This is a genomic window from Marinococcus halophilus (assembly GCF_002265875.1).
Classification (GTDB): domain Bacteria; phylum Bacillota; class Bacilli; order Bacillales; family Marinococcaceae; genus Marinococcus; species Marinococcus halophilus.
Genome location: NZ_NPFA01000016.1, coordinates 18,687 through 41,851, shown reverse-complemented (window position 1 = coordinate 41,851; position 23,165 = coordinate 18,687). Strand labels below are relative to the sequence as shown.

At 47.5% G+C, this 23,165-nt stretch carries 23 protein-coding genes and 1 tRNA gene; 1 reads left to right on the top strand and 23 read right to left on the bottom strand.

Translation table 11 applies throughout. The features are described 5' to 3' along the window. Positions 1 to 162: 162 nt before the first annotated feature. The 20 genes from CHL76_RS13950 to metG form a co-directional block, all read right to left on the bottom strand. Positions 163 to 239 (bottom strand) — tRNA-Met (locus CHL76_RS13950). Positions 240 to 386: 147 nt separating this feature from the next. Continuing rightward, positions 387 to 821 carry a S1 domain-containing RNA-binding protein gene (locus tag CHL76_RS13945; protein WP_079474391.1) on the bottom strand — a complete coding sequence of 145 codons (435 nt, stop codon included), beginning with the start codon at positions 819 to 821 and terminating at the stop codon, positions 387 to 389. Positions 822 to 949: 128 nt separating this feature from the next. After that, complete coding sequence (locus tag CHL76_RS13940) at positions 950 to 1,342, bottom strand: FtsB family cell division protein (RefSeq protein WP_094908857.1); 393 nt, start codon at positions 1,340 to 1,342, stop codon at positions 950 to 952. 220 nt (positions 1,343 to 1,562) lie between these two features. Further along, complete coding sequence (locus tag CHL76_RS13935; protein ID WP_079474393.1) at positions 1,563 to 1,817, bottom strand: RNA-binding S4 domain-containing protein; 255 nt, start codon at positions 1,815 to 1,817, stop codon at positions 1,563 to 1,565. A 1-nt stretch (position 1,818) separates the two neighbouring features. After that, complete coding sequence (gene yabN / locus CHL76_RS13930) at positions 1,819 to 3,303, bottom strand: bifunctional methyltransferase/pyrophosphohydrolase YabN (RefSeq protein ID WP_094908856.1); 1,485 nt, start codon at positions 3,301 to 3,303, stop codon at positions 1,819 to 1,821. Between the two features lie 18 nt (positions 3,304 to 3,321). Continuing rightward, entirely contained in the window at positions 3,322 to 4,866 is a 1,545-nt protein-coding gene (locus CHL76_RS13925; RefSeq protein ID WP_094908855.1) for a polysaccharide biosynthesis protein, read from the bottom strand. A gap of 25 nt (positions 4,867 to 4,891) precedes the next feature. After that, positions 4,892 to 8,431, bottom strand: a complete 3,540-nt coding sequence (gene mfd / locus CHL76_RS13920; RefSeq protein WP_079474396.1) for a transcription-repair coupling factor — start codon at positions 8,429 to 8,431, stop codon at positions 4,892 to 4,894. Positions 8,432 to 8,513: 82 nt separating this feature from the next. Continuing rightward, positions 8,514 to 9,068: an aminoacyl-tRNA hydrolase gene (gene pth / locus CHL76_RS13915; protein WP_079475037.1), complete on the bottom strand. Its 555-nt coding sequence runs from the start codon at positions 9,066 to 9,068 to the stop codon at positions 8,514 to 8,516. A 230-nt stretch (positions 9,069 to 9,298) separates the two neighbouring features. Next, a complete protein-coding gene (locus tag CHL76_RS13910; RefSeq protein ID WP_079474397.1) occupies positions 9,299 to 9,967 on the bottom strand; it encodes a 50S ribosomal protein L25/general stress protein Ctc in 669 nt (222 codons plus the stop codon). Between the two features lie 127 nt (positions 9,968 to 10,094). Continuing rightward, positions 10,095 to 11,045: a ribose-phosphate diphosphokinase gene (locus tag CHL76_RS13905; RefSeq protein ID WP_079474398.1), complete on the bottom strand. Its 951-nt coding sequence runs from the start codon at positions 11,043 to 11,045 to the stop codon at positions 10,095 to 10,097. A 16-nt stretch (positions 11,046 to 11,061) separates the two neighbouring features. Next, positions 11,062 to 12,450 (bottom strand): bifunctional UDP-N-acetylglucosamine diphosphorylase/glucosamine-1-phosphate N-acetyltransferase GlmU, encoded by a 1,389-nt coding sequence (glmU, locus tag CHL76_RS13900; protein WP_079474399.1) that lies wholly within the window; start codon positions 12,448 to 12,450, stop codon positions 11,062 to 11,064. Positions 12,451 to 12,638: 188 nt separating this feature from the next. After that, positions 12,639 to 12,935: a septation regulator SpoVG gene (gene spoVG, locus CHL76_RS13895; RefSeq protein WP_079474400.1), complete on the bottom strand. Its 297-nt coding sequence runs from the start codon at positions 12,933 to 12,935 to the stop codon at positions 12,639 to 12,641. Positions 12,936 to 13,282: 347 nt separating this feature from the next. After that, on the bottom strand, positions 13,283 to 13,660 hold the full coding sequence (locus tag CHL76_RS13890; protein ID WP_079474401.1) for a RidA family protein: 378 nt from the start codon (positions 13,658 to 13,660) through the stop codon (positions 13,283 to 13,285). Further along, positions 13,657 to 14,499 (bottom strand): pur operon repressor, encoded by an 843-nt coding sequence (gene purR / locus CHL76_RS13885; RefSeq protein WP_079474402.1) that lies wholly within the window; start codon positions 14,497 to 14,499, stop codon positions 13,657 to 13,659. Before purR ends, CHL76_RS13890 begins: the two co-directional genes overlap by 4 nt. 59 nt (positions 14,500 to 14,558) lie before the next feature. Then, on the bottom strand, positions 14,559 to 15,422 hold the full coding sequence (ispE, locus tag CHL76_RS13880; RefSeq protein ID WP_079475038.1) for a 4-(cytidine 5'-diphospho)-2-C-methyl-D-erythritol kinase: 864 nt from the start codon (positions 15,420 to 15,422) through the stop codon (positions 14,559 to 14,561). A 238-nt stretch (positions 15,423 to 15,660) separates the two neighbouring features. Next, positions 15,661 to 15,915 carry a Veg family protein gene (locus tag CHL76_RS13875; protein ID WP_022792872.1) on the bottom strand — a complete coding sequence of 85 codons (255 nt, stop codon included), beginning with the start codon at positions 15,913 to 15,915 and terminating at the stop codon, positions 15,661 to 15,663. Positions 15,916 to 16,036: 121 nt separating this feature from the next. Then, the gene (gene rsmA / locus CHL76_RS13870; protein ID WP_094908854.1) at positions 16,037 to 16,915 is read right to left on the bottom strand and encodes a 16S rRNA (adenine(1518)-N(6)/adenine(1519)-N(6))-dimethyltransferase RsmA; all 879 of its coding nucleotides are present in this window, start codon (positions 16,913 to 16,915) and stop codon (positions 16,037 to 16,039) included. After that, positions 16,912 to 17,478, bottom strand: coding sequence for a ribonuclease M5 (gene rnmV / locus CHL76_RS13865; RefSeq protein ID WP_079474404.1), 567 nt, complete (start codon positions 17,476 to 17,478; stop codon positions 16,912 to 16,914). Before rnmV ends, rsmA begins: the two co-directional genes overlap by 4 nt. A gap of 87 nt (positions 17,479 to 17,565) precedes the next feature. After that, on the bottom strand, positions 17,566 to 18,330 hold the full coding sequence (locus tag CHL76_RS13860; RefSeq protein ID WP_079474405.1) for a TatD family hydrolase: 765 nt from the start codon (positions 18,328 to 18,330) through the stop codon (positions 17,566 to 17,568). Between the two features lie 18 nt (positions 18,331 to 18,348). Further along, the gene (gene metG / locus CHL76_RS13855; RefSeq protein ID WP_079474406.1) at positions 18,349 to 20,334 is read right to left on the bottom strand and encodes a methionine--tRNA ligase; all 1,986 of its coding nucleotides are present in this window, start codon (positions 20,332 to 20,334) and stop codon (positions 18,349 to 18,351) included. 646 nt (positions 20,335 to 20,980) lie between these two features. On the opposite strand from metG, the gene CHL76_RS13850 reads away from it, so the two are divergent. Next, positions 20,981 to 21,274, top strand: a complete 294-nt coding sequence (locus CHL76_RS13850; protein ID WP_079474407.1) for an AbrB/MazE/SpoVT family DNA-binding domain-containing protein — start codon at positions 20,981 to 20,983, stop codon at positions 21,272 to 21,274. Positions 21,275 to 21,312: 38 nt separating this feature from the next. Here the strand turns inward: CHL76_RS13850 and rsmI are convergent, their stop codons facing one another. Genes rsmI through CHL76_RS13835 form a run of 3 tightly spaced genes read right to left on the bottom strand, consistent with a single transcriptional unit; the run spans position 21,313 to position 23,153 of the window. Next, positions 21,313 to 22,170 (bottom strand): 16S rRNA (cytidine(1402)-2'-O)-methyltransferase, encoded by an 858-nt coding sequence (gene rsmI, locus CHL76_RS13845; RefSeq protein ID WP_094908853.1) that lies wholly within the window; start codon positions 22,168 to 22,170, stop codon positions 21,313 to 21,315. Further along, positions 22,139 to 22,426 carry a GIY-YIG nuclease family protein gene (locus CHL76_RS13840; RefSeq protein ID WP_094908852.1) on the bottom strand — a complete coding sequence of 96 codons (288 nt, stop codon included), beginning with the start codon at positions 22,424 to 22,426 and terminating at the stop codon, positions 22,139 to 22,141. Before CHL76_RS13840 ends, rsmI begins: the two co-directional genes overlap by 32 nt. Continuing rightward, on the bottom strand, positions 22,413 to 23,153 hold the full coding sequence (locus tag CHL76_RS13835) for a tRNA1(Val) (adenine(37)-N6)-methyltransferase (protein ID WP_079474410.1): 741 nt from the start codon (positions 23,151 to 23,153) through the stop codon (positions 22,413 to 22,415). Before CHL76_RS13835 ends, CHL76_RS13840 begins: the two co-directional genes overlap by 14 nt. Positions 23,154 to 23,165 lie beyond the last annotated feature (12 nt).

Here is a 23,165-nt window from a genome sequence, read left to right as displayed (position 1 = left end):
CCTCCCCGTCCTTCCTCAATTATTATGTTAATGTGCTTTGGGTTAAAGTATAGAATACTCGCCAGCGGAACAAAAGTAGTTTTCTTATTGAAACCGCTTTAATTAATTGGCACAAAATAAAACCACTGCCTGATTAGCAGTGGAAACATTCAAATTATAAATTGGTAGCGGCGGAGGGGATCGAACCCCCGACCTTACGGGTATGAACCGTACGCTCTAGCCAGCTGAGCTACGCCGCCATTTATTGCGACATTGACGATTATAAATTGTTTTTATACTAAAAGTCAATATGCAAAATGAAATTAGTTTTCCGGCCAAACATTTTCCAAGCAAAGAGAGCCTGCCGTGCACTGGCAGGCTCTCTCCAGGGTTGGACAATTCCGGCATTACTTACGGGATTTTTTCCCTCGTTTTTCTGTATGCTTACGGATCGTAGCTAATCGCTCTTCACTGTCTTTCATGAAGCTGCTCATTTTGTCTTCAAAGCTTGCTGGGCGTTGAGGAGGCTTCGAGCCACCGCGCGGCCGGTCTCCACCGCTTTTCGGACGGCCACTGCCGCTGCTTTTCGGGCGGTCTTCCTGAGGGCGGTCCTGCGCCTTACGGATAGAGAGGCCTATCTTTCCATCATCCTCTACTTTCATCACTTTCACTGTCACTTCATCCCCAACGGACAGAAAATCACTGATGTTTTCCACGTATTTATCCGCGACTTCACTAATGTGAACGAGACCTGTTTTTCCCGGCTCCACTTCTACAAAAGCACCAAACTTCGTAATGCCGGTAACCTTACCCTGTACCTTGCTGCCCACTTCAATTGCCATCTAAAAAATGCTCCCCCTTATGGATCCTATATGAAATAAAAAAAGAGATAAATGCAAAAGAAAGAGAAACGCATCACGTTTCAATTTCTTTGTGTCCAAGTAATTATACTTGAAGCAAAAAAACAATGTCAATTAGATGAATCGCTTTCCGGGAGTTTATAAAGTGTTTCCCCTTCTTTAGTTAAATAATATTCTTCCCGTGCAACTTCCGCTATGTAATCAAGGTCATTATAATCCTTTACCTGTTGTTTCAAGTCTGCTTCTTTCTCTTCAAGGCTCACCATCTGCTCTTCCATCTGCTGTTGTTCTTCATTATTGGCTGCAATGGTCTGCCACTGTGAAAACAACGTAATGCCCATCAATATAACTACAAAGGCAGTAACGACCGTTAAAGCAGTCATTCTTTTTTTCAGTCCCCGGCGCTGTTTTTGGACGGCAGCTTCTTTCCAGGCATCGGTCTGTGTTTTTTGGTGGGAGTGCGGTCGATGAATGTTTGTTACTTTTTTCTTTTCTTCAATCAATCAAGAGCCCCTCCTTCGCTCGTCTATGCAAGCTTTGTTGTAAATCCCGGACTTTACAAACTATTTACAATTTTAGTTATGTTAATCATAACGGAGCAGCGAAAGAGTTTCAACACGGTTTTTCCTCTTTATGCCAGTTTTTCGCTTTATTTTTTCTATTTTCGCAGATTTTCTTCCACATAAATTAATAAAGCCGTCCCAAAAGGAACGGCCGTTCGTATTATTTACTTTCTTCTTCCATCAACGTATACATAGATTCAGCTTCGTCTTTTTTCGTTGTATCCTTAATAGTTTCTACTCTTAACTTCAATGTCTTTGAAGCAAAGCGTACGACAATTTCATCTCCTGGTTTAACCTCTGTGCCAGCTTTTGCCTGATTGCCGTTTACTGTAATCCTCCCCTGAGCAGCTACTTCTTTTGCAAGTGTTCTCCGTTTGATCAGCCTGGACACTTTTAAAAACTTATCTATTCTCATGCTACCGCTCCTCCTTCTTCGCTTCCTGCCACCATGCTTCCGCTGTCTGCAGAAAATTTTTTTCCTTCCAATCCCGGTTTTCTTCGATCATTTTCTGTTCAATATAGGAAAAACGCTGAAAGAATTTCTGATTTGTCTGTTCAAGCGCTTCTTCTGGGTGTACGCGGAAGAACCGGGCGAGATTAACGAGTACAAACAAAACGTCCCCAAACTCTTTCGAACTGTTTTGTTCATTCTTTGCCCGAAGCTCTGCTTTCCATTCCTCTATTTCCTCTTGGAGCTTATCCCACATTGGAGCATCATTGCCCCAGTCAAATCCAGCCTTTGCCGCTTTTTTCTGAATTTCATAGGCTCTCATCAGCGCCGGCATTGCTGGCGGAATATCGGCCAGTATAGAAGTTTTTCCACTTTCACTGCCTTTTTCGGCTTTTTTAATCTGTTCCCATTGAGAGTTTACTTCTTCCGGGGTCGTCGCTGCGGCGTCTGCGAAAACATGCGGGTGGCGGCGGATCATTTTTTCCGTTACTGATTCCACTACGTCATCGATAGTAAAAAAGCCTTCTTCTTCCCCGATTTGGGCGTGAAGCATTACTTGAAGTAAAATATCTCCCAACTCTTCCTGCAAGTTGTCGTCATCTTCTGCATCGATAGCACTTAATACTTCGTAGGTTTCTTCGAGCAGATACCTTTTCAGTGATTGATGCGTCTGTTTTCTGTCCCACGGGCACCCGTCCGGCGCTCGAAGAGAGGCAATAACGCTGCGGAGTTTTTCCCAGTTGCCGAACCGGGCTGAAAAAGGCAATGGCGGCACATAGACTGACATTAGATTATCGACAAAATCCTCCCGGTCAAGCTCATACAGCGGAAGTTCCCGAAGCCGTTCTGCGGCAGTGCCCGCTCCGGAAATCATGTGCACCGGATGCTCTTCCGGATACAGCTCCATCAGCGTCAGCTTCACTTCTGAAGCCGTCATACGATCATACACCTGTGTAAGCAGCAGGTGGGTGGAGACTTGTACGTCCTCTCTTTCCAGCGCTGTTGCATCCAACAGCTGAAACCCTTCACTCGGGTCAAGCCGGAGTGCCGCAAAAACCGGATCCAGGAAGCTCTGGCCGCCTGCGATAACCACCCGGCACTTCTCTGCCTTTTCTGCCTCAAGCAGCTGCTGGACCACCATCTCCGCCACCAGCGGGTGACCCGGCACAGCATAACAGATGTCCCCGGACATCCCGGCAGCCTTCAGCAATTCTTCCGTCATGAAACCGTACGCCTGTTCAAATGAATCTGTCTGTTCGTAGATCTGGTCGAAGGTTTTATATTCCGGAAGCTCTTCTTCAAGCTCCTTGACCACCGGGTGTTCTCTGGTACGTAAATATAAAGGTGAAGCTGCACGGAGACGACGGTAAACGTCCAGGGGAAGCTGTCCAGCATCTCCGGCTCCAAGTCCTAAGACAGTAATAACCGGTCGTATGTTTGTATCATTCATTAGGAAATCTCCCTCGTTTCATTCGTGTTTCTGCCCTGCGGAAAACATGCTCCACTCCTGGTGCCCGAACAGTTTTAAGCCTTTGACGAGAACAAGACAAAGCACTACTCCGGACCCGGCAAGGCCAAGAGACCATACACCTGCATCCAGACGCCCACGGACGCTTTCGGCAGGCAGCTTCAACAACCATAGAACAGCACTAAGTAAAACTAGAAGAACCAGCCATCGAAAGCACCATCTGCTGGAAGGCCATAAGACCAGCCGGTGTTTCTGTAAAAGCACTACCTGCAGAAGGCTCGTCATAGCAAGCCCGGCAATCGTAGCCGCAGCTGCCCCCATAGCGCCGAAGGCCGGAATAAGCACTATATTTCCCACAAGCTTCAGTCCGCCTCCGGCCAATATTGCCCCCGCCGCCGTACGGACGTGGTCCGCCCCCTGGAGAATCGCGTTCGCGGTTACAATCCATCCACTAAATAAAAGTGACACAGCGAGTGCAGCCATAAGCTCCGTTCCTTTGCTGTTTTCAAACAGCATCACGTTCACAAAATCAGCCACCATATACAGGCCCACAGCTGCCGCTCCACCAATAACCAGGCTGATCCGGAGTGAAAGTCCACCAAGAAAAACTCCTTCGTTTCCGCGCAACGACGGGAGTACAGCTGCTGCTAGCGCCGTAGATACCACCGTGCCGAACTGAAGAAGCGGCTGTGCCCGGTCTAGTACGCCTTTTGTTTCTTTCGCCTCCCGGCCCGAAACACCGTGCGCCTCGAGGCCAGGAACTACAGTAAATGCATCGATCCACTGATAAAATATAAAAACCATTGCCCCAAGGCATACGACTACGCCAGGCACGAGCAGTTTCTTTACCATAGTTTTGTAACCTGCGACAAAGTCCCGAAAATGAAAAGGCAACGATGCACGACGATGGTGAGACCACCAGAGAAGCAGCAGAATCACCGCTCCGACGCCAGCGCCGGCTACGGACGCCCCCATCGCTCCAGCTCCTATATCATATACTCCCTGGCCGGCTGACACGGCCGCCCAAACAAATAACAAAATAAAGCTTACCCGGCACACCTGTTCCACTACATGCGACATAGCGGTCGGCTCCATCTTCCCTATGCCCTGATAGTATCCACGTCCAAGTGAAAGCACTGGCACGAGGAGAAATACGAACGAAGTTATCCGAAGCACCGGCGTAAGCTGCCTGTCCCCCATGCTGGCCGCCACCGCCGGCGCAAGAAAAAAAAGAAGCATAAAAGCCGCAGCACCCGCAGAAGTCAGCACCACACCGGCTGCTTTCATTGTTTCCAGCCGGTCAAATGCTTTTTTCTGCTGTGCCATTTCCCTGGCCAGTACCGCCGGAAACCCGTAGAGAGCAAGAATCATTGCTATACCATAAAACGGATACGCCTGCTGATACACATAATACCCTATATCTCCAGTCATGTTCTGGTATGGAATCCGGTAAACGGCGCTGAATACTTTTCCAATCAGGGCAGCTGCTGTCAGCAGAGAAACGCTTTTCAGCAGATGGGCGAACGAGCGTCTGTCGTTTGTCATCTTCTATCCCCTCAATCTTCCCGCTCTACTTCGAAGACGTTGTTTCTTCCGGCTCTTTTTTTGCTTCCTGTACGCCTTTAACGACCGCCTGCACAGAGGTGAGAATTTTCATCTCTTCGAGCCGCTGGTGCTGTACTGATATTTGAATCTTTTTCCCGCTGGTGCCAATACCGATATGACGTCCCAGCTCATTTACAAGTCCGAACAGCGAAGCGCCATCTGCTTCACTGCTTGCTGCTTCTCCTACCAGAATAATGGTTTTGTTTGCTTCCTGGGAAATGGATTCCACTCCGGAAGCTACCGCGCGCAGACGAATATTACTGAGAATAAACAGCTTTTCCACCTCCACCGGGTATTCCCCGAAGCGGTCCATCATTTCACTCTGCAGGTCTTCCATATCATCAAGCGTTTCAAGCCCCCGGAAGCGCTTATACATCTCTATTTTCTGCTTGGAGTCGTCAATATAGAAATCAGGGATATAGGCATCTGCTTTCATATTCATTTCCATCTCCGGCTCCTGCTGCTTTGGCTGATCGCCCTTACGTTCTTCAATAGCTTCTTTGAGCATTTGCGAATACAAGTCAAAGCCCACGGATTCAATGTAGCCATGCTGCTCCGCGCCGAGCAGGTTACCCGTCCCGCGGATGGAGAGGTCTCTCATGGCAATCTTAAAACCGGAGCCGAGTTCCGTAAATTCCTTAATTGCCTGCAGACGCTTTTCTGCCACTTCAGAAAGCACTTTGTCACGCTGGTACGTGAAATACGAGTACGCTACGCGATTAGATCTACCGACCCGGCCGCGGATCTGATATAGCTGGGAGAGCCCCATCCGGTCTGCATTGTTAATAATAAGCGTATTTACGTTCGGGATATCGACCCCTGTTTCTATGATCGTTGTCGTAACCAACACATCTTTATTTCCCTCTAAAAATTCCACCATGACCGACTCAAGCTCCTGCTCATTCATCTGTCCATGAGCGTAAGCAACCTCCGCCTCCGGCACAAGCATAGAAATCTGGTCTGCCATCCGACTGATGTTATCTACCCGGTTATGCATAAAATACACCTGGCCGCCGCGGCTGATTTCGCGTTCTATGGCTTCTTTGACAAGCGTTGGATTATATTCCATCACATACGTCTGAACAGGAAAACGATTTTCCGGAGGCGTCTCGATTACTGATAAATCACGAACGCCGAGCATCGACATGTGCAGCGTTCTTGGAATCGGTGTCGCCGTCAGCGTTAACACATCAATGTTTGCCTTGAGCCGTTTGATTTTTTCTTTATGAGTAACCCCAAACCGCTGCTCTTCATCGACGATCAGCAGCCCTAAATCATGAAACTGTACGTCCTTGGAAAGTACACGGTGCGTCCCGATAACAATATCAACGCTTCCTGCTTTCAGTCCGCGGGTCGTTTCGTTCTGCTGTTTTTTCGTCCGGAAGCGGCTCATTAAGCCGATGTTGATCGGCTGGTCGGCGAAACGTTCTGTCAGCGTATCGAAATGCTGCTGGGCCAGAATCGTTGTCGGCACTAAAATGGCCACCTGCTTGCCATCCATCACTGCTTTGAACGCTGCCCGTATCGCCACCTCTGTCTTTCCGTAACCAACATCCCCACATAAAAGACGGTCCATCGGGCGTTCGCGTTCCATGTCTTCGCGGATTTCTTCAATTGCTTTTATCTGGTCCTCGGTTTCCTGGTAAGGGAACGCAGCAGCAAATGCCTGCTCCTCCATCTCGTACCGGTTAAAGGCGTGCCCTTTTGTAGCCTCCCGCTCTGCATACAGCTTGATCAGGTCGTCAGCGATATCTTCCACCGAGGACTGCACCTTACGTTTAACACGTTTCCAGTCGTTGCCGCCGAGCTTATAGATTTTAGGGTCCTTTTCTTCAGAACCTACATACTTTTGAACCTGGTCAATCTGCTCGACCGGCACATACAGTTTGTCGTTACCCGCATAGGATACATTTAAGAAATCCTGGTGCACGCCCCCAACATCAAGCGTTTCCATTCCCAGGTATTTCCCGATGCCGTGGTTTACGTGAACGACCAGGTCTCCCACCTGAAGCTCTGAATAGCTTTTAATGCGTTCAGCATTATTCAGCTTTTCCCGTCTTCTTGACCGGCGCACCTGCTTTGTAAACGTCTCCTGCTCTGTGATAACAGCAAGCTTTTCAAGCGGCAGCTCAAACCCGCTGTCGAGCCGTCCCTGCACGATGGCCGGGCGCCCCGGTGTAAATGGTCCGTCTTTCGCAGCCCGTTCGGCCTCTATTCCGTAGTCATCAAGAATTCTCTGCAGCCGTTCGAGCCGGTCCTTTGTCTCAGCAGCAAAGACGATACGAAATCCGCCATTCTGCCAACGTTCAATTTCATTTTTCAGCACCGGCAGCTGGCCGTGAAACTGCTGCATGGCCTTGCTCGTGATATTGGCCACCCGGCGCGGATGAAAATAGGATAAACTGCGGGTAAATAAAGAAAAAAGCACCTTCGGAAAATCAATATTTTTTATCAGCGTATGAAACGGTAATGAAAGCTGCATCTCTACTGGCAGCTCTCCCTGTTCCACCATATTTGTACGCCATTCGGCTTCTTCTTCATCTAACCGTTCTGCGGTTTCCTGCACCCGGCTCACTTCATCGATAAAAAGGATTGTTTCCTGAGGAAAGTACTCGCTCAAGGTAGCCGGCTGTTCATAGAAAAACTGCATATATTTGTATAAACTTTGAAAACGTACGTGCTGCAGCAGCTGCTCCCTTTCTTCCGAAAGGCGCTCCTGCACCTTCTGCTTTACTGTCTCGTCTTTAACCGTTTTCAGCGTTTTGCTGAGTCCCGCTTCGAGCTCCATTGCTGCACGCTGAAATTGCTCCGGATAAAGAATCGTTTCCTGGGCAGGACTGATATTCACTTCGGTGATCTGCTCAATTGTTCGCTGGTCTTCCGGGTTAAATAAGCGGAGGGAGTCAATTTCTGTATCAAACAGCTCCAGACGCACCGGGTTATCCGCCGTAAGCGAATAAATATCGATAATACCGCCCCGTATGCTGAATTCTCCGGGTGCAGCTACCATATCGGCCCGCTGATATCCCGAAGCATAAAGAAACTGCTGAAACTTATCCAGGTCAAGATCCTCCCCAGTATGCAGCGGCCATTGGGCTGCTTCCCACACGGCAGCAGGCGGCAGCAGGCGGCGCAGGCCGGCAACCGGGCTTACGACAATTCCATCAAAGCCGCTGACCAGACGGTCGAGCACTTCGATCCGCTGCGATCTCATTTCCGGGCTCGCCACCGCAATTTCAGCAGAAATCAGTTCATTAACCGGGTATAACAGCACTTCCTTCTCCGACCATTCCAACAAATCATCGTACAGTTTTTGCGCCTGATACAGCGTATGTGTCACAACCAGCTGAGGGTTTTGTGTCTTATCCTGGGCAAGCGCCATAAATAGTGTTCTTGCCGAGCCGCTGAGCCCTGAAATCAGCTGCTCCGGCACACCGTTTTGGAGATCACTGACAACTGCTTCGATCTCTGGGTTGGAGACCAATATTGATGGTAAACCCTTCATGCTCATTCCTCCCTATTCATGATGTTATTTTTTTATCACGCAAAAGGAGAGCGGAACGCTTCAGTCCCACTCCGGCCCTCTATTAATTAAACTCGTTCATTACTTCATCAAATGATTTACTGCTCCACGCTTCTGCTGACGCTGCCGCCTTCTTCACAGCTTCATCCATCTGCTTTCGCTCCCCGGGCGGAAAAGTACCCAGAACATAGTCAATGACAGACGCCTTCTCCGGTTTCCCGATACCAATACGCAGGCGCTTAAACTCCTTCGTACCTAAATGTTCAATTAATGACCGTATACCATTATGGCCTCCGTGACCGCCCTTCTTGCGCAGGCGAACCGTACCGGGCGCCAGGTCCAGGTCATCATATACTACTAAAATGTCCTCTGGCGCGGCTTTGTAAAAATCAAGCATCGGGCCTACTGCTTCTCCTGATAAATTCATATAAGTTACCGGCTTTACCAGTATTACTTTTTCGCCCCCTGCCATTGTTTCGGCAGTTTCGCTCTTCCATTTGCTTTTTTTCCATGATAGCTGCCACATGGAAGCAAGCTCTTCTACAGCTTCAAATCCGATATTGTGGCGTGTTTTTTTATATTTTTTTCCCGGGTTGCCTAACCCGACAATAAATTTCATGCTGGACCCCCGCTCTGCCTCGTACATATAGGTTGGACTGCTTCTTTGTATTATACTAAAAAAACTGATTTTTGACGTTCGAAACGATTGCAGTGCTTGTCTTATTTTAAGATATTTCAGCTTTACAGCATAGCATAAATAAAGATCGCAGGGCGCCTGTCGAGCAGCGTTGCCTGCGATCTTTATTTATGACGGAGAGCCTGAAGCCCTCCGTCGCTTTGATACAGAAATTATGAATTGTTATTGTCGTTGCCGCCTTCTTCAGAGCCGCCTTCTTCGGATTCTTCATCCGCATCTACAAGCTCAGGCTCTTCTACTTCTTCTTCGCCTGGCTCTTCCGGCTCTTCTTCCGGTACAAGAACAGTAACAATCGTTTCTTCCGGCTCGCTCGTGATCGTGTAATTCAGACCTTCTGGCAGATCTGCTACTTGGATGGAGTCGCCGATGTTCAATGTTGAAACGTCCACGCTGATGCTGTCAGGAATTTCAGCAGGCAGTGCGCTGACAGTAATATTGAACATCATGTGGGAGACAACGCCGCCTTCTTTTTCCCCTGGCGCTTCGCCCTCGAGGTTTACAGCAACGTCTGCTTCCATTTCGGAAGTCATGTCTACTTCAAAGAAGTCAACATGGATAAAGTAATCCTTAATAGAGTCCACCTGCATATCATGCACAATGACCTGGTGTTTTTTGTTTTCGCCTTCAATAGTCAGATCAATGATGCCATTCTTTCCAGCTTCACGGATCGTTTTTAAAAATGTAATGTTGTCGACAGAAATAGGCTGGCTTTCCGTTTTCTTGCCATAAATAACGGCTGGGATTGTGCCTTCTCTGCGTAGTTTTTTCGTCACTGACTGTTTTGTCTCAGGACGACGAGCTGCAGTTAACTGCGTAGCCATGGTATTCACCTCATAAGTTAAATTTTATTTTCACGTGTTCGCGTAATTTTGCCCACTTGAGACAGAATTATACCAGAATCCACATCAAAAATCAATGGCTTATTCAAACCATTGATTTTCTTGTCGATTAATTAAACAAACGGCTTACCGAAGTCTGCTCGAAGACGTTAATAATCGCTTTAGCCATAAGCGGGCCGACGGAGAGCTGAGTTACTTTATCAATATTTTTCTCTTCCGGAAGCACAATGGAATTCGTTACTACAAGTTCTTCAATCTTAGAGTTTTCAATTCTCTCTATGGCCGGGCCGGAAAGTACCGGATGAGTGCAGCACGCGTACACATGGTTTGCACCTGACTCAATTAACGCGTCTGCTGCGAGCGTAATCGTTCCGGCAGTATCAATAATATCATCAATAATAATCGCCGTTTTGCCTTTTACATCACCGACAATATTCATGACCTCTGAAACGTTCGGCCGCGGCCGGCGCTTATCGATAATTGCGATAGGCGCCTTTAAGCGGTCTGCCATTCTACGCGCTCGCACCACGCCCCCGTGGTCTGGTGAAACAATAACGAGGTCTTCCAAACCTTTTTCGTTGAAGTGACGGGATAAAATAGGTTCTCCCTGCAATTGATCCACCGGAATATCAAAAAATCCCTGAATTTGTGTTGCGTGCAGGTCCAGGCTTAAAATCCTTGTCGCTCCAGCTGTCTCCAGCAGATTGGCAATCAGCTTGGCTGTAATAGGTTCCCTAGCCCGGGCTTTGCGGTCCTGCCGTGCATAACCATAATAAGGGAGCACAACGCTGATCGTTTTTGCCGACGCCCGCTTCAAGGCATCAATCATGATTAACAGTTCCATAATATGCTCATTGGCCGGGTCTGAGGTCGACTGGACCAAAAAGACATCGCAGCCGCGGATACTTTCTTCGATATTTATCTGCACTTCTCCGTCGCTGAATCGTTTTACAGAACTAAGCCCCATTGTTGTGCCGATCTGCTCAACAATTTCTTCGGCCAGCCTTGGATTCGAGTTCAGGGTGAATACTTTCAAATTGGAGCGATCCATCGTGGACATTTTTTAATTCCCTCCGTCACTTGTTTTGCTTTTTACCTGTGTTTAATTTTTCACTTACATAGTTCTCTTTATTTGTCTGCCTTGACCTCGCAATAGAAAGGGCATCCTCCGGAACATCCGAAGTGATCGTGGAGCCAGCCGCTACGTAAGCGCCTTTCCCCACGTTTACCGGCGCTACAAGATTGGAATTGCATCCGATAAATACCTCATCTTCGATTTTCGTTAAATGCTTACCCGCACCGTCGTAATTAACAGTAATGGAACCACAGCCGATATTCACATTTTTCCCTACCTCTGCATCTCCGATGTAGCTTAGATGGGAGGTTTTGCTTCCCTGGCCGATAGAAGCTTTTTTAATTTCAACAAAGTTGCCGATTTTAGCTTCGTCCCCAATTAATGAGGCCGGGCGGACATGAGCGTAAGGCCCGATTTGTACCAAGTTCCCTACCTCGCTGTCTGTCACTGTCGATTGCCGGACCACCGTTTCGCTGCCGATGACAGCGTTGCTGATTTCTGAATGAGGGCCGAGCTGGCAGGAGGTTCCTACATGCACACTGCCACGAAGAATTGTTCCCGGCTCAATGACTGTATCAGCACCGATCACGGCTTCTTTAGAGATATAAGTATTCTCCGGATCGATAATAGTTACCCCCTGGCGCATCCAATGTTCATTAATGCGGCGCCTCATAGCTTTCTCAGCCTGGGATAAAGCCACCCGGTCATTCACCCCGATTGTCTCAGAAAAATCCGGAGTGGTCCAGGCGGCTACTGTTTCGCCCTTTTCCTGAAGTATGCCGATGACATCAGGAAGGTAATATTCCCCCTGTACGTTATTGTTATCTACCTGGCTGAGCGCATGAAATAATGCTTCGTTATCGAAGCAGTATGTGCCTGTGTTAATTTCCCGTATCCCTTTTTCCGTTTCGTCTGCATCTTTATGTTCCACGATCCGCACGACTTCTCCGCTGCTGTTCCGGACGACCCGTCCGTATCCGGCAGGTTCATCTGCTATGGCTGTCAGGATGCTTGCTTTTGCTTCCATTTGTTCATGATGGTCCATCAGTGCCCGCATCGTACTCCCCTGGATCAAAGGGGTATCTCCGCAAGCGACGATGGTTGTGCCTTTTTTGCCTTCAAGCAGCTTTTTAGTCTGCATCACGGCATGAGCAGTTCCGAGCTGCTCCTCCTGAAGCACATAAGAAGTACGCTCTTGTAAACGCTCCTCGACAGCTTCTGCCCCGTGGCCGGTCACTGTGACTAATTGATCGGCACCGGCTTCTTCGAGCTCATCCACGACGTGCTCCACCATCGGTTTTCCGCAAACAGGATGGAGTACTTTATAAAGACTGGATTTCATACGGGTGCCTTTCCCGGCAGCTAAAATAACGGCATAGCGATTGTTCATGTAGGTTCCTCCATATGCGCATTTTTGTCCATTAAGAATAATATCTTAAAAGCTGTAGGTTTTCAAGAATACACTATTACCTATTCTACATAATGAAAGCCCGCCTATCCACCTGATTTCGCTTACAGACCAAAATAAATAACGGTCCCTCTTTGAGACCGTTATTGCTGCGGTGGTACGTTATAATGTTACGAAGCGCCGGCTTCGTTAAAATTTTTTTCTGTAGGCTGTTCATCCTGCTCTTCATATTCTGCTAATACAGCGGATTGGATCTTCTCTCTTGCCGCTGACGAAATAGGATGGGCAATATCACGAAATTCCCCATCAGGGGTGCGTTTACTCGGCATAGCAACAAAGAGACCGTTATTTCCATCAATGACCCGGATGTCATGAACAACAAACTCTTCATCGAATGTAATCGAAGCAATGGCTCTCATTCGTCCATCAGTATTTACCCGGCGCAGCCTGACGTCTGTTACCTGCATGTTTTCACCACCTTTGATTTATTAACTCACCTGTCTCTATGTATCTCTCCAGCTGAACATGGAGAGGATGATTAGTGACTTCTATATTGCTCTGCAAAATCCTGCCTGGGTCTGTAATCACCCGCAAATATATTTAATTTTTAAGTATATAAACATATATCCAGTATAACGATGTTTTAATTATGTTACCACATCTTTTTACGCGAGCTAAAAGTCCTGTATTCAAAATTTTTTTCGTTATAACTCTTATCGGCTTATCTTGTGGCCTTTTCTACCCTTATCATAAAAAAACAGCGCTCCAGCTGCCATTAGCGCGATTCACGCAGGCAGCAAAGAGCGCTGTTTTTTTATGAAGACAGTAAAGCAATAACTTCGATTTCCACCTTTACATCCTTCGGCAGGCGGGCCACCTCCACACACGAGCGGGCCGGCTGATGTTCTTGGAAGTAAGATCCGTACACTTCGTTAATAACCGGAAATTCATCCATATCTTTTATAAACACTGTGGCTTTAATAACATGATTCAGCGAAGAGCCGGCTTCAGCGAGTACCGCCTGCAGGTTTTGAAAAACCTGGTGCGTCTGTTCTTCCACGCCGCCGCTTACAATTTCGCCTGCGGTCGTCAGAGGAATTTGGCCGGAGCTGTAAAATACGTTATTTACCTTAATCCCCTGGGAATACGGCCCAATGGCCTCTGGTGCCTGCTTAGTAAATACTTCCTTCATCTCGATCTCTCCTTTTCCAGCTTTGTTAGAAAGTTTCCGGGCACTACGCGGATGTTTTTCGTCTTTTCGTTTACCTCTTCTACCCGAGCAATGCTTACATAGTCGTCCACCAGCCGTTCGCCTGCGCCTTCAGCTTCTACGAGCACACCAATGCCTGCCACATTCGCCCGGAACTCTTGGAGTAGTTCTATCATTCCGCTTACTGTGCCGCCTGCTTTCATGAAATCGTCTACTACAAGGACATTGGATCCTTCCGGCAGGCTCCGGCGCGCTAAAGACATCGTCTGGATACGCCTCGATGATCCTGATACATAATTGATGCTCACCGTCGATCCTTCCGTAACCCGGTGATCTCTTCGCACAATGCTTACAGGAACGTCCAAGTATGTACCAATTGCATAGCCAAGCGGAATACCTTTCATTGCCACAGTAACAATGGCATCAATTTGCCGGTCCGCAAAAACAGAAGCAAACATCTTTCCTACTTCATTCATCGTGCGCGGACGGCCAAGGATATCCATCATGTATAAATACCCTCCCGGGAGCAGCCGTTCTTTGTTTTCAAGCTTCTCGCACAGCCCGTCGACAAACAATTCTGCAGTGCTTTTTTCCACTTTCGGCACATACTGCACACCGCCGCTCGCGCCTGCCACCGTCCGCAGGGCCCCCACGCCCTGCGTTTCAAAAATTTCTTTAATAATAGTCAAATCTTCACTTACCGAGGATTTGGCGGATTCATACCTCTCTGTAAAATAACCAAGAGAGATAAGTTCATGTGGATGCTGCAGCAAAAAGTTGGTCATATCCACCAATCGGCCGCTTCGTTTCAGTTTTTTCATGCTTACCTCCGTAAAATCCGAATATTTAGCAAGAATATACCATTTTTATACGGATTTTATCAAGCATTTCGGTTGTTCAACAGTCGAACCGCGTACACTTGGGAGCAGAAGCCGCGAAGCGCGTTATACACACGGCTCACTTTACTTTCTTTATCTACCAGCCCGAAAACGGTAGGGCCACTGCCGCTCATCAGCGCAGCATCCACTCCCGAATCAAGCATACGGGCTTTGATCTGGCCCACTTCGGGATACAGCGGAAGAGTGACCTCTTCAAGGGCATTGGATAAAGACTGGCAAAGTTGTTCATAATTGCCGTTCCGAATCGCTTCCACCATTGCCGGCGTCATTTCCTTACGTTTTTTAGCCGCGTCGATTCTGCGGTAAATCTCCCCGGTAGAAACACCTGTAGGAGGCTTAGCTAAAATTACCCAGCAGGACGGGGGCGGATCAATGTGTTCAATTCGCTCACCCCGTCCGGTAGCGATCGCCGTTCCTCCGTGCACACAAAAGGATACGTCTGATCCGATCAGCGCTCCTATTTCCGCCAGCTCCTCCGTATCTGCACCGATCTCCCACAGCTCATTAACCCCCCGCAGCGTAGCTGCAGCGTCACTGCTTCCTCCGGCAAGCCCGGCAGCCACAGGAATGTTTTTATGTATGAAGATCGACACGCCATAAGCAATCTGGTATTTATCCTTTAACAGTTTTGCAGCCTGGTAGGCCAGGTTTCTGTGGTCTTCCGGAAGAAAACCTTCTGACATCTGCACGACAATTTTTCCATCTTTTCTTCGCTCAAACTCCAGTCGATCAGCCAAATCCACCTGGGCCATCACCATTTTCACCTCGTGATAGCCGTCCGCCCGTTTACCTAAAACGTCGAGCGTCAGATTTATTTTCGCCGGAGCCTTTTTTGATAACTTCACCATCATTCTCCTTCTCTCATCTTCCTCCACGTTTACCGTACTTTCAACCTTCTAACATTTTAGTGGAAAAACAGCAGCATGTACAGCAGGAAAAGCTCTCCAGGATGCGACTGGAGCATGGAGCGCGGGAAACTAAAGTCTTACGCCCACTTCAGCAGGGCTCTGCCCACGCAAAAAAGCTTTCCGCTTAGCGCAGAAAGCCTGTATGCTGTCCGGGGACTGCATTCGTATGTGTTAGTTAAGCCTGAAGCTCTTCTTCTTCCGTTAGATACAGTTTGACTGTCTGGGTGAGTACATCTGTATAGCTGTAAGAAAGACGTTCGACAGGATGCTGGGCTCTGTCTAGTTTGACAATAAAGACGGAAGGATATGTTTCCTCTAAATAACCGGAACGTTCGACGGTTTTCTTGCGTCCGCCATTAGCAATCACCGTAACTCGTTTACCTACTTTTAAATCCAACGCTTCTTTAATCTCCACCAATGTTTTTCCCATTGTCTAACCCACCTCACTAAAAATCATGTTAACATAACTCGGGTTAGTTGTCAAAAATTTTTCATTATAACAATTCTTTAATTTGAATGTCAATTACTAAATCTTTCTTTTTGGCAAGGTCTTAAAATTCTTGAGAAAAAGGAGCAAGTTCATTGGCTAAAAGCGCAAACTCTTCCATAGAAAGCGTTTCGCCCCGCCTGCCGGAATCGATGCCGGTTTGTTCAAATACCTGCATCAGCCTGTCTTTCCCTTCTGTTCCAGTGAGCTGGTGAAGCAGGTTGTTCCAAAGAGTTTTTCGACGCTGCGTAAATGACGCCCGCACCACCTGGAAAAAGAATTCCTCGTTTACTACGTGCACTGGCGGCGCCTCGCGCTTTTTCAAACGAAGGATCAGTGAATCGACTCTCGGCTGCGGAATAAATACGGTTTTAGGAACAGTCATTACTTTCTCTGTTTCTGCAAAATACTGCACCGCTATGGACAGGGAGCCGTAGGCTTTTGTGCCTGGCACGGCCGCCATCCGCTCTGCCACTTCCTTTTGCAGCATGATTACGATATTTTTAATTGGCAGCCTTTGTTCAAGCAAAGCCATTAGAATAGGAGTCGTAACGTAATACGGAAGGTTTCCCACCACGGATATACTGCGGCATTCACTCATGCGGTTTTGAATAAACGGCCCGAGGTCCACCTGCAGAATATCGTGGTGGTGCACGTGCACATGCGGGTAAGGAGCCATCGTTTCTTCCAGAATCGGAAGCAGGCGCTGATCAATTTCAAACGCCTCCACCTGGCCTGCCTGTTTTGCGAGATGCTCTGTCAGGGCCCCAATGCCGGGCCCTACTTCTATGACTCCGTCTTCCCGCTCTATACCTCCTGCTTCTGCGATACGCGTTAAAATGTTTGCGTCGATCAAGAAATTTTGTCCCAGGCTTTTTTTAAACGAAAATCCGTGTCGCTCCAAGATGTCTTTTGTGCGGCCGGGGGTCGCTATATCCTTCACTCCTTTTCCTCCTCTTTCATTAATTGTTCATAAGCTGCAGTGAATTCAGCTTGACTGATCTGAAACATTTCCAGCCTTTTTAGAAGCTGCTTCCCATTGGCATAACCAATGTTCAGTATTTCCCCCAGGCGGGCCCGTTTCTCTCTTGAGCCTCTTCCGGCAAACAATCCCAGTTCCAGAAGCTCCTGCCTTGTTACTGCGGCTGTCACTTCTGGGTGCTCCTTCTCACTACGAACGTGTCTTAACGCCTCCCGGATCGTCTCCGCCGAGGCGTGCTCCACACCCAGGCTCTCGCCCGGGCGCCCGGATGCTTTATCTTTTGTTAAGAAAGCATGCCTGCAGCCCGGCACACGCCGGCTGACGATTCGGCGGATTCTCTCGCCCGGCACATCTGGATCGGTTAGAATGATGATTCCTCTCCGTTTCTGAGCTAGTTCAATCCGCCGCAGTGCCTCCTCGCTTACTGCTGAACCGTTTGTTTCAATTGTGTCCGCCTCCACAGCATTACGGACAGCTGCGGTATCAGATTTGCCCTCCACTACGATACATTCATAAATACGCACGGCTACCTTCCTTTGAAACCATTTTAGTCTATTTCTATGATACAGCCCGCCTTCCCATTTTATGGAAATAGCGGGCCGGATCCTCTTTTACAGACGAAAAAGCTGTTTAGCGTTTTTCGTCGTTTGTTCAGCCAATTCTTCGTACGGAATTTCCTTTAATTCTGCGATTTTTTCAGCCACCAGCTTTACATAAGCTGGTTCGTTTCGTTTACCACGGTACGGGTGGGGCGCTAAAAATGGACAGTCGGTTTCCACTAACAGCCGGTCCATAGGGATTTCTCTGCTTACTTCCTTTGGCAGTCTGGCATTTTTGAATGTAACCGGTCCACCAAAGGAGATATAAAAATTCATATCCATACAGCGCTTAGCCGTTTCGGCGGTTCCTCCAAAGCAGTGCATAATACCGCCGACTTCTCCTGCATTTTCTTCCTCCAGCAAATCGACAATATCATCATGAGCTTCGCGGTCATGAATAATGATCGGCATATTTACTTTCTTCGCCAGGTGTATCTGCCGGCGGAATACGTCTTTTTGCACGTCCTTCGGAGATTTGTCCCAGTGGTAATCGAGTCCCATTTCCCCGAGAGCCACCACCCGTGGATGGGCGGTGAGCTCTTCCAGCCAGACCAGGTCCTGCTCGGTCATGTCGACAGCATCAACTGGATGCCAGCCGACTGCTGCGTAAATAAAATCATACGTTTCCGCGAGTTCTATCGCTTTAGGGATCGTCTCCCTGTCAAAGCCGACGACCGTCATGTATCCAACCCCGGCTTCTTTCGCCCGTTCGATGGTTTCTGCGACTTCTCCTTCGAATTGTTCTACGTTCAAATGAACATGTGTATCAAAAAGCATCACGTTCTCGTCCTTTCCTTAATTTACGACCGACCCGTTTGGAAGAGTCTGGTCGATGGTAGCAAGCGTAAGCTCTTTTCCTTTGGAAGCAGCCAGAATCATTCCTTCCGACCATTCTCCCCGAAGCTTCACTGCTTTCAGATTGGTAACACAGATCACCTTCCGGCCCTTCAAGTCCTCCGGGGCATAATGCTCTGCGATGCCGGAAACGACCTGGCGCTTCTCATCGCCTACGTCGAGCTGGATTTTAAGCAGTTTATTCGCTTTTTTCACCGGCTCTGCTTCGATGATTTCTGCTACCTTCAGCTCGACTTTTCCGAAATCATCAATCGTAATTTCATTGCTTTCTTCCGCTTCTTCCTCTTGGTCTTCTTCCTCTTTTACCGTTCCGCCCATCGACTCGATAATATACTTCACTTCATCTTCGTGCTGGAGACGAGGGAAGACCGGAGTGGCCTTGGTGGCTACCTTGGTGCTTTCTTTTATATGCCCGAAGGATTTTGTCGTCTCCCAGTCCATAATTTCTTCATTTATTCCAAGCTGCGACCAAATACTTTTCGGTGTCTCTGTCATAAACGGCTGAATCAGTATGCTGATTACCCGCAGAGACTCTGCTAGATGGTAAAGCACAGAACCGAGCACTTCCCGCTCGCTCTCGTCTCGTGCAAGAATCCATGGCTGGGTTTCATCAATATATTTGTTTGTGCGGCTAATAAGCTGCCAGATAGCTGTTAAAGCTACCGAAAATTCCATTTCTTCCACCGCATCTTCCACTTTGACGACAGTAGAATCTATCAATTCAAGCAGAGAAGCGTCATATGGGCTTGCATCTTTTACGTAGGCCGGGATCGAGCCGTCAAAATATTTATTCACCATCGCTACAGTCCGATTTAACAGATTACCCAGATCATTCGCAAGGTCATAATTTAGGCGATCCACAAATCCCTCTGGCGTAAATACCCCGTCCGAGCCAAACGGCACTTCCCGGAGCAGATAGTAGCGCACGGCGTCCAGACCGTACCTGTCAACAAGAGGAATTGGATCAACGACGTTCCCTTTGGATTTCGACATTTTTCCATCTTTCATTAACAGCCAGCCATGGCCAAACACCTTTTTCGGCAGCGGCAGATCGAGTGCCATCAGCATAATCGGCCAATAAATAGTATGGAAGCGCACGATTTCTTTACCAACAATGTGCACATCTGCCGGCCAGTATTTTTGATATTCTTCATCGTGATCTGTCGTATAACCGAGCGAAGTAATATAGTTGCTCAGTGCGTCAATCCATACGTATACCACGTGCTCAGGGTCACTTTTGACAGGAATGCCCCATTCAAATGTTGTTCTCGAAATCGATAAATCTCCAAGCCCCGGTTTAATAAAGTTATTAATCATTTCATTTTTACGGGACTCCGGCTGAATAAACTCCGGGTTATCTTCATAAAACTGCAGCAGGCGGTCCGCATACTTGCTCATTCTGAAAAAATACGATTTTTCCCGCACCTTCTCTACTGGATGACCACTTTCCGGACTGAGGCCGGCAACCACGCTGCCAGCTTCATCGTACTGTTTGTCTTCAAGCTGGGTTTCTGTATAGAAGGTCTCATCCGGCACAGAATACCAGCCTTCATACTCGCTTAAATAAATATCCCCGTTGTCCTTTAGTTTTTCAAAAATGATCTGTACAGCATCACGATGGCGGTCTTCAGTCGTGCGGATAAAATCATCGTAGGTGATGTTTAATTTATCCCAAAGCTGTTTAATATTTCGTGCTGCCTCGTCGACAAACTGCTGCGGACTGACCCCGTTTTCTTCCGCTTTTCTTTCAATCTTCTGCCCGTGTTCATCGGTACCAGTTAAGTATTTTACATCGTAGCCCCTCAGGCGTTTATAGCGGGCAAGGGCGTCTCCGGCTACTGTCGTATATGCGTGTCCAATATGAAGCTTCCCACTCGGATAATAAATCGGTGTCGTTAAATAAAACGTGTTCTTTTCTTCTGGCATGTTTATGTCCTCCTTTAAAAATGTGTAAAGGTCCTTCCAATATAAAAAAGCTCCCGTCCGCCAAAGGGACGAAAGCTGCGCTCACGTGGTACCACCCAAATTTCCGCTATTTTTACAAATAACGGCTTATTTCCAGGCACACCCGGCCCCGGAAGTTCAGCGTTAACGCCGCCGACGGCCCGTCTTTACTGTTTCAGCTCACACGGACGTCCTCCCGGACCATTTTCTCCATTTATGCCGCACCGGTTTCCAGCCTTCCCGGTTCTCTGTGCCGACCTCCATAGATACTTATCCATTCTTCAGACCATATATTTTCTACAATAATATACTATGTGTTTTTTCCCTTTTCGTCAAAAATATTTTTATTCGACAATTCGACAAAAATGTTTTCAACACAGTAAATATTTCCTTATTATGAAAAATTTCTTTCTTATTCCTGAATTATAGTTTTTTATTTCAAAAATAAGTATAAAAATGATAAATAATATTGAATTATTTAAATAAATCACTTTGAAATTTTTGTTAAATTTCACAGAAATCATGATTCAAATTCGTTGACGGTATTAGAAAACATTGGTATTGTTAGCATACAGATAGAAAATGTCGAATTTTGACGAATAAAGCTAAAATTAAGGAGGACCTACCAATGAAATCAACAGGTATCGTACGTAAGGTTGACGAATTAGGGCGTGTAGTTATTCCGATTGAACTCCGCCGCACACTTGAAATCCAAGAGAAAGACGCTCTTGAAATTTATGTGGACCATGACCGCATTGTATTAAAAAAATACAAACCAAACATGACCTGCCAGGTAACCGGAGAAGTGTCTGATGACAACCTTTCCCTTGCCGACGGTAAAATCATTCTTTCTCCTGAAGGAGCTGAGTCCATTATTAAGGATCTTCAGGAATACGTGCAAAATCATAAATCGAACGCTTAAGTTCATAAGAAGTCTTTCCTTTCGGGGAAAGATTTTTTTTAGGGTTTATTTAACCCATGGTATGCCGCATATACTTCCTGCTTTTTAACATTTCGACGCTGGGCTGTTTTTTTAATAGCTTCTTTGCTTGAAGCCCCCTCTTCCACATACTTCCGAACTTCCTCCTCCATCGGCACATCTTCTTCAGGTTCATGCAAATCAGGCTTTTCTACAATTAATACACATTCCCCTTTGACCTCTCTGTTTTCAAATGCGGCCGCCGCTTCAAGCAGGCTTCCACGGACAAACTCTTCGTGTTTCTTCGTTAATTCCCTTGCCACGACAGCGGGCCCATCTCCCCATTCTTCATGGAGAAAACGAATTGTACCGAGCAGGCGGTACGGCGATTCATACAAAATAACCGGCACACCGGATGGGAGACGGTGCAGAACTGAACGTATATCCTTTTTCTTTCGCGGCAGGAAGCCATGAAAATAAAAGCCTCCTCCAAGTCCGGAAGCGGTTAAAGCTGGCAGAAGAGCATTTGCGCCAGGAAGAGGCACCACCGGCAGCTCTTTTTTTATACATTCCTGCACAAGCTCATTCCCGGGATCGGACACAAGCGGAGTGCCCGCATCACTTACCATCGCTACCTGTTTTCCTTCCGTGAGCCATTGCAGAATTTTTTCCTGCTTCTGGCGTTTGTTATGTTCATGGTAGCTTTCTAAATAGGTTTCTATCTGATAGTGCTGGGTAAGCTTTTTCGTTTGCCTGGTATCTTCAGCCAGAATATAGTCCGCTTCCTGAAGTATACGGACAGCACGAAAAGTAATATCCTCCAGGTTCCCAATTGGCGTTGGCACTAAATAGAGCATGCCCGTTCTCTCAGAAGCTTGAAAGCTGAACTGCTGGGTCATCGTGCGCCTCCTTTATTAATCGTTGTTTTTGACTTCGCGGAAGCTTCTTAAGGCGGTACTCTTCCTGCATCGCTTCTGTTTTTGTCGTAAACCGCCGAAGGTAAACGAGCTGCACCGGCCCCCTGCCCTTTGTATACTTTGCCCCCCGGCCTGCATTGTGCGCCTCCAGACGTTTTCGCAAATTGTTCGTATAGCCTGTATACAGACTCCCATCCCGACATTGAAGCATATAGACAACGTGCTTATTTTGTTCCATAGTACGATTGAAACTCCTCTGTATATTCGCCGGAAGTATTATACACAATAATCGGCGGCAGGCATTCCAAACCAGGCTTCCCTGCTTTTATTCCTTCGACCAGCGCAATGTTTGCCGCTCGCTCTGCCTTTGGATGAATAAGCTGCATCCGCTTCGGCTCGAGACGATATTTCCGGTAATAATCAAACAGTTCCGCAATCCTCTCCGGACGGAGAACCATAGCCACCTTGCCTTTCTGCTTGGCTAAAAAAGCAGCCGCCTGAACGAATTCTTCCAGACTTCCATGCTCTTCATGGCGGGCATTTGCCATTTTTGCCTGTTTATTTTTCAGCGCTTCCTGACGAGTATCGAAATAAGGAGGATTACATGTTACCAGTGACCACTGATCTCCATGATAATTGGCACGGGCTTCCCGCACGTCCGCCTGCTCGACAGTAACCTGCCCGCCTGCCCCGTTCATGGCCATCGTTCGTCTCGCCATATCACAAAGTACGGACTGCCTCTCTACCCCTGTAATAGGGACGCGGCTGCGCTCTGTCAATAAAAGAGGAATAATCCCATTTCCAGTGCCAAGATCGATAATCTTTCCAACAGTTTTCGGTGCAGAGCAAAAATACGCAAGTAGCACCGAATCAATGGAGAACGCAAAAGCATTGTCCTGCTGGATAATAGGCTTTTTGGAGGGAGTGTGATCGATTCTTTCTCCCTTTTGTAATGTTTCTTTCACTGCCTCCGCCCC